This is a genomic window from Fusibacter sp. (assembly GCF_057447755.1).
On record NZ_JBVBZF010000228.1, the window covers coordinates 1 to 5835 of the forward strand.

Sequence of the window (5835 nt, forward strand, 5' to 3'; positions counted from 1 at the left end):
CCCCGTATCTACGATAATTGACCCCACTGCGTTTCCAAGTGCTAAATCAGGATTTCCTTTTAAAGCTGCCATAACAGAGACAGAGGCTTCAGGAAGCGTTGTTCCAAGCGATACAATTGTCGCACCGATGATTGCTTTGGGAATGCCAAGACGTTTAGAAATACCAACTGCTTCATCCACTAGAATATCTGCACCTTTGCCAAGTGTAAAAAGGCTAATTGCAGCAATGATAAAAACAATAGGTGTCGCTAGTTCAAGAAGTGTAGTTGAAATCCAATGTTCCATATTTTCCACCTTTCATAATGACAAATAAATAGTGTTGAGTATGAGTAACGCATCAATATTGCATATCTTTTTTTGACAATTGCAATCATTTAACGTCAAAACCTTGTTTTGCCGCATCTAGCCGCTTTTCGCAAGTTGGTGATTCTTTCTCAAAGCTGGATGAGAACTAATGATATACAATAAAAAAGACTCTACAATTATGATTCATAATTGTAGAGTCTCACACGACTTTTACATCATTTAAGCCGGGATCATATAATCCGTTCTGACGACTTAAATTCCACGAATGGCAGTTACTCCCTCTAACTCTTACTATTTTACACCTTAGCGTATTAAAGTCAATGCTTAAGAATTGAACTTTTTGTTAATCTTTAAGGTAGTGGAATTCTAAAAGTTGGCATACCTGCGGCATAAGCTGCAATTTCATATTGATCAAAGAAGATTACAAGTTCGTTGTCTTCAATATAGAATTTAACATTTTCGTCAATGCCATTGAAATCGTAATAAGCATAGGTGCTTTCCGCATTGAGTTTTGTCTCTTGATCAATTTTTCGATAAATCTTGTCGTTGATGTAAGTGATATAATCAAATTTTGGCTCAAACAGATCTTTTAGTTCAATTTGTTTGCCTGTTTCTAAATCATATGAAAAGAAATTTCCTGTAGACATACCATGAGCACCACCAGTATATTGATAGTCGTATAAACCAAAACTGAGTATTTTTTCATTATTTGTATAGATTTCATAGGTCAAATTAAACCAGTATGGCGAAAGCTCGTATAGGCTAGCGTTATCGGTTTCTGGTTCAGAGTCCGTAGGTGTAATGGATTCGCTTTCTACAGAATCGTCAGTATTTTCGCTTGTGTTGGCTTCCTCAGTTAAAATTTGATGATCAACAATTGCCATTTGAGTGCCGTATTCATACAAATCGGCAGCATGTTTTACGACTTCCTCATTTATATTTTCGTAAATTGGTAATGTACTATCAAACTCGGGATATGAAAAAAAGATTTCATAGCTGTCGTTAGACTCAACTCTTTCAATACTTTGCACAGTTGATCCTACGATTAACTTTTTGTTAGCATCATAGTGAAAATCTGAAATTGGAATTTGTATAAATTGTGTTTGTTCGTAAGTTAATTGATGTGGTTCTATGACAAAAACGGCTGAATTTTCGCCCGAAAAGCGAAACGAGTGATTAATGTCAAAATAGTTTAAACTATCCTTATTAAATGGTGTTTCATAAGTTTTGGGATAGGCTTTTTCGATTTGTGCGTAAAGTGTATCAATAGGAATCAAGTCCTTAAGCTTAATTAATTGCCCCGAATTTAAATCAAAATTCAAGAATGTATATCTTATGTTCTCTTGAGATTCAGAAGTCGTGGACTTGAAAATAATCTGATAGCTCAGAATCTGCTCATCAAAAAAAATAGGCTTACCGATGACTTCCATTTGAAGAGGACTGCCTGAAGCTGCATCATATAGGGATCTTTCAATTTGCATGGTGCTGTTTTTTGACTTGTTGATGACGGTTTCAATAGATTGATTAATATGAGTTCTTATTTTAGGATTTTCAAGATTTGCAATTAAACCATAACTTTCAGCATAATGGATATAATCTTCTGAAACGGTATTTTCAATTTGTGTGAAAGTCAAACCCTCATCGACAACCTCAGTTGTAAGAGGATCAGGTTCGGTTGCTTCCTCAGTTGCGAGTGCAGCAGAATCTGAAGATTCATTTTCTAAAGGGATTGTTTCTGCTGGTTCTTGTGAACAAGCTGTCATTAAGATCGCCAATAACAATGTGATCATGACCATGTTATATTTTTTCATGGAATATATTTTCTCCTTTATTGTGAGTTTACGTGAATATAATACAACTCATTATAATATAAGAATGTGTCTACTGTGTGTAAAATTTATGAAAAAAGGAATTTATTCAAAAAGTTTTAAAAAAATAAACCTTAAATACCAAAAACCTTTTTGAATGGCTTGATTTTTAAAAATGATAGGCGTAACATAGTAATGTCTTGTGTTTCTCTCATAAGGGTTAATGAGAACAAGAAAATAAATAATTGGAAGTGTGTGTTGTGTTTCAAAATCAGCTTATAATGGCAATAGGGGTTTTTTCAGTTACATATTTAATTATCATGTCTGAAAAACTTAACCGCACAGCGGTTGCAATGGTGGGCGCATTTTTAATGCTCATATTAAATGTGGAAGCACAGGAAAAGGCAATTTCACATATTGATTTTAACACCATTGGGTTACTTGTTGGGATGATGATCATCGTCAACATCATGAAAAAAAGCGGTATCTTTGAATACGTTGCAATTAAAGCCGCAAAAATGGCAAAAGGGGAGCCATGGAAGATTTTAGTTGCCTTTTCAATTATCACAGCAGTTTCATCAGCACTGCTTGATAATGTTACGACAATATTACTTATTGTCCCTGTAACACTTGTTATTACAGATTCACTAGAACTTAATCCAGTTCCTTTTCTGGTACCTGAGATTTTAATTGCCAATATCGGTGGAACTGCTACCCTAATTGGAGATCCACCCAATATCATGATTGGTAGTGCTACTGGCCTTGGCTTTATGGATTTTTTAGTGAATTTAGCACCAGTTGTTGTCGTGATCTTTTTAGCGACAATGTTTGTATTTAAGATCGCCTTTAAGAAGCATTATTATTGCAAGGACAGTAACAAGCGAAAAATCTTACAAATGAATGAGCAGCTTGCAATAAAAGATATGGTATTATTAAAGAAAAGTGTTTTTATCCTATGCTTGACGATTTTAGGATTTGTTTTGCATCAATCATTTGGATATGAATCAGCAACAGTTGCCCTTTTCTTTGCATCAGTGCTGTTATTAATCAGTAAGGTTGATGTTGAAGATATTTTTCTTGAGATTGAATGGCCGACCTTGTTTTTCTTCATGTCACTCTTTATATTGGTTGGGGCACTTGAAGATGTTGGTGTAATGGAATATCTTGCAGAGAAATTGCTCGCTGTTACTCGAGGAGATTTGTTTATGTCGACACTCTTGGTATTGTGGGTATCTGCGATTGCATCATCTTTCCTTGATAACATACCATTTGTAGCGACTATGATCCCGCTTATCAAATCCATGGGAGCCATGTCAGGTATGGATATTGGACCACTCTGGTGGGCACTTGCACTAGGTGCATGCCTAGGTGGCAACGGAACGCTTGTTGGGGCTTCTGCCAACGTTATCGTATCAGGGATGCTATCAAGACATGGTCATAAACTATCTTTTATGGATTATATGAAGGTAGGGTTTCCGCTTATGATTTTATCAATAATTATATCTAGTATCTATTTAACCATCTTTTATGTGTAGGGAAGGATGAATTTATGAGGAAGTTAATGAATGCTGAAGTTATGGAGCATACGATGCGTCTTAGGCAGATGGGCGCGGATGTTCAAGTAATTAACTCGAAAATGTGTTTCGTTGTTTTTCAACTTGAAGAGTTTGATGTGGCATACTGTTATAATGTAAACAAGAAAGGCAAGTATTTCTTAGAAAGAATTAAGCCTTATCCTCTAGCACTTAGAGAGTTTGAAAAAGAGCAGGATGCAATTGACATTATTGAAATTGACCTAGAACAATTCAAAAATGCAGTGAAGAGTCACAATATTGAAGCATTTATCAAAATTAACACGCGATTAAATGAAACTTTAATGAAGTTTGAAGATTTATTTTTATACTATAACGTTCCTAAAGAAGAAACGGATATTATTTCTGCAAGATTAGATGATATTGATGAAGAAATCAAAAAGACTAAGGAAACTGCAGAGCGCGTATACTTCAAAAAGAATCCAGAGCATTTATAATGGATAAAGGCGGTTATATACATCACTTGATGGTCATTTTGACCCTGGTAATGTAAGGTAACCGCTTATTTATTTGTCCGCCTATTAGAGACAAAAATGCGAAAATGTTCAAAATATGACTATTCTGTAATGAGTAACTGGAAAATATTAATAAATCTTCCCAATTTCTTAATATGCATTTTATTGTAATTGGGCATTCTCTATGGTAGTTTTAGAGAATAAAAGCATTAAAAATTGAGGAGGATTTATGACCATAGAGAGAATAAAAACATTAAGTCCTGACAATTTTACACCGATTGATATTATACTTGAATGGAAAAATGAAGGGGTTAGTCTTTTTCATGGTGATTTAAGAACAGAACAGCTGAGTCACAATGGGAATGTGCTAGAAATAGAGAGTGAGAGTGTAGATAAAATTATTATCAATGACACCCTTAACACTGAGATTGACCCTGAAAGTATGATTATCGAAGCGAAAAGAGTTCTAAAAAGGAACGGAAAAATTTTTCTATCATTTTACAACTTTGAAGAAAAAAAACCACTGACAAGTTGGCTCAACAGGTTGAAAGTCAAATACTTAATGAAGCAAGAAGTAACGTTTAAATGGTCTATAGACTATATTGCAAATATCATAGAAAAGAATGACCTGTTAATCGATAAAAACATCGTTGTAAAAACGCATCAGCCAAGTTTGATATATTTTGAAATCATCAAATTGGAAAATGATCAATTAAAAAAAGTCAGTAATTTGTAGGACGTGTTGTGACACGTCTTTTTTTATGTTAAAATCTTGATAAATCAAAGCTAGAGTTTGATTTTTATTGAAAGTAGCGGAGGCATGTGTGCTTAAAATTGAAAATGTTTCTAAAAATTATGGAGATGGCATAGTCTTTGAACCCATTTCGATGCATGTAAAGCAATCGGAAATTCTTTCACTTGTCGGACCATCGGGATCTGGAAAGTCAACGCTTTTAAATATAATGTCAGGATTGCTTTTGGCAACAGAGGGTAAAATAGAATCAAATGCAAGTCGATTGAGTTATGTATTTCAAGAGGATCGATTGTTACCATGGATAACGCTCAAAGAAAATATTTTGTTTGTCGAAGATAAAATTAGTGACAAGGATCTGGCCCATCTAATAGATATGCTTGGCCTAACTGGCTCTGAGCATAAATATCCTGCTGAACTCAGTGGAGGCATGCGACAACGTGCTGCCATTGCTAGGGCATTTGCATATCAGCCAGATCTATTATTGATGGATGAACCCTTTAAATCCATCGATTATTATCTTAAGTCTAAGATCATTGAAGCCCTGCTAAAAGTTTGGGAAGAGAGAACAACAACGGTTGTGTTTGTAACGCACGATATTGATGAGGCAATCCAAATGGCTGATCGTGTATTGGTGCTTGGCGGACAGCCCACTCGAATTATTGAAGAAATAAAAATTGCGCATCCAAGACATGTAAGGGAAGATGAGCAGTTAAAAATCAGAAATCGCATAAAGAAATGCTGGGAGGAAATATGAGAATGAATCAAAATATAGGAAAAAAAATAATTTCAACATTAATGATTATAATGATGGTATTGAGTTTATCAGCTTGTACAAATCAAACGACTCAACCTGAGACTGATAACAGCACAAATTCCACAATTGAAGCAACAGAACCAACAGAAACAGAACCAACAGAAAC

At 34.8% G+C, this 5835-nt stretch carries 5 protein-coding genes and 1 pseudogene; 4 read left to right on the forward strand and 2 right to left on the reverse strand.

The window, feature by feature from the left end:
• Both AC220I_RS17125 and AC220I_RS17130 read right to left on the reverse strand, forming a co-directional pair.
• Nucleotides 1–285: pseudogene (locus tag AC220I_RS17125) on the reverse strand (hypothetical protein); the annotation flags it as partial.
• A gap of 371 nt (nucleotides 286–656) precedes the next feature.
• A complete protein-coding gene (locus tag AC220I_RS17130) occupies nucleotides 657–2117 on the reverse strand; it encodes a DUF3298 and DUF4163 domain-containing protein (protein ID WP_486725082.1) in 1461 nt (486 codons plus the stop codon).
• A gap of 278 nt (nucleotides 2118–2395) precedes the next feature.
• Here AC220I_RS17130 and AC220I_RS17135 point away from each other — a divergent pair, with 278 nt between their 5' ends.
• The 4 genes from AC220I_RS17135 to AC220I_RS17150 all read left to right on the forward strand — a co-directional run bounded on the left by AC220I_RS17135 (nucleotide 2396) and on the right by AC220I_RS17150 (nucleotide 5669).
• Entirely contained in the window at nucleotides 2396–3649 is a 1254-nt protein-coding gene (locus tag AC220I_RS17135) for an ArsB/NhaD family transporter (RefSeq protein WP_486725086.1), read from the forward strand.
• 14 nt (nucleotides 3650–3663) lie between these two features.
• Nucleotides 3664–4143, forward strand: coding sequence for a hypothetical protein (locus AC220I_RS17140; protein ID WP_486725083.1), 480 nt, complete (start codon nucleotides 3664–3666; stop codon nucleotides 4141–4143).
• 247 nt (nucleotides 4144–4390) lie between these two features.
• Nucleotides 4391–4897: a class I SAM-dependent methyltransferase gene (locus AC220I_RS17145; RefSeq protein WP_486725084.1), complete on the forward strand. Its 507-nt coding sequence runs from the start codon at nucleotides 4391–4393 to the stop codon at nucleotides 4895–4897.
• 88 nt (nucleotides 4898–4985) lie between these two features.
• Entirely contained in the window at nucleotides 4986–5669 is a 684-nt protein-coding gene (locus AC220I_RS17150; RefSeq protein WP_486725085.1) for an ABC transporter ATP-binding protein, read from the forward strand.
• The last annotated feature ends 166 nt before the right edge of the window (nucleotides 5670–5835 follow it).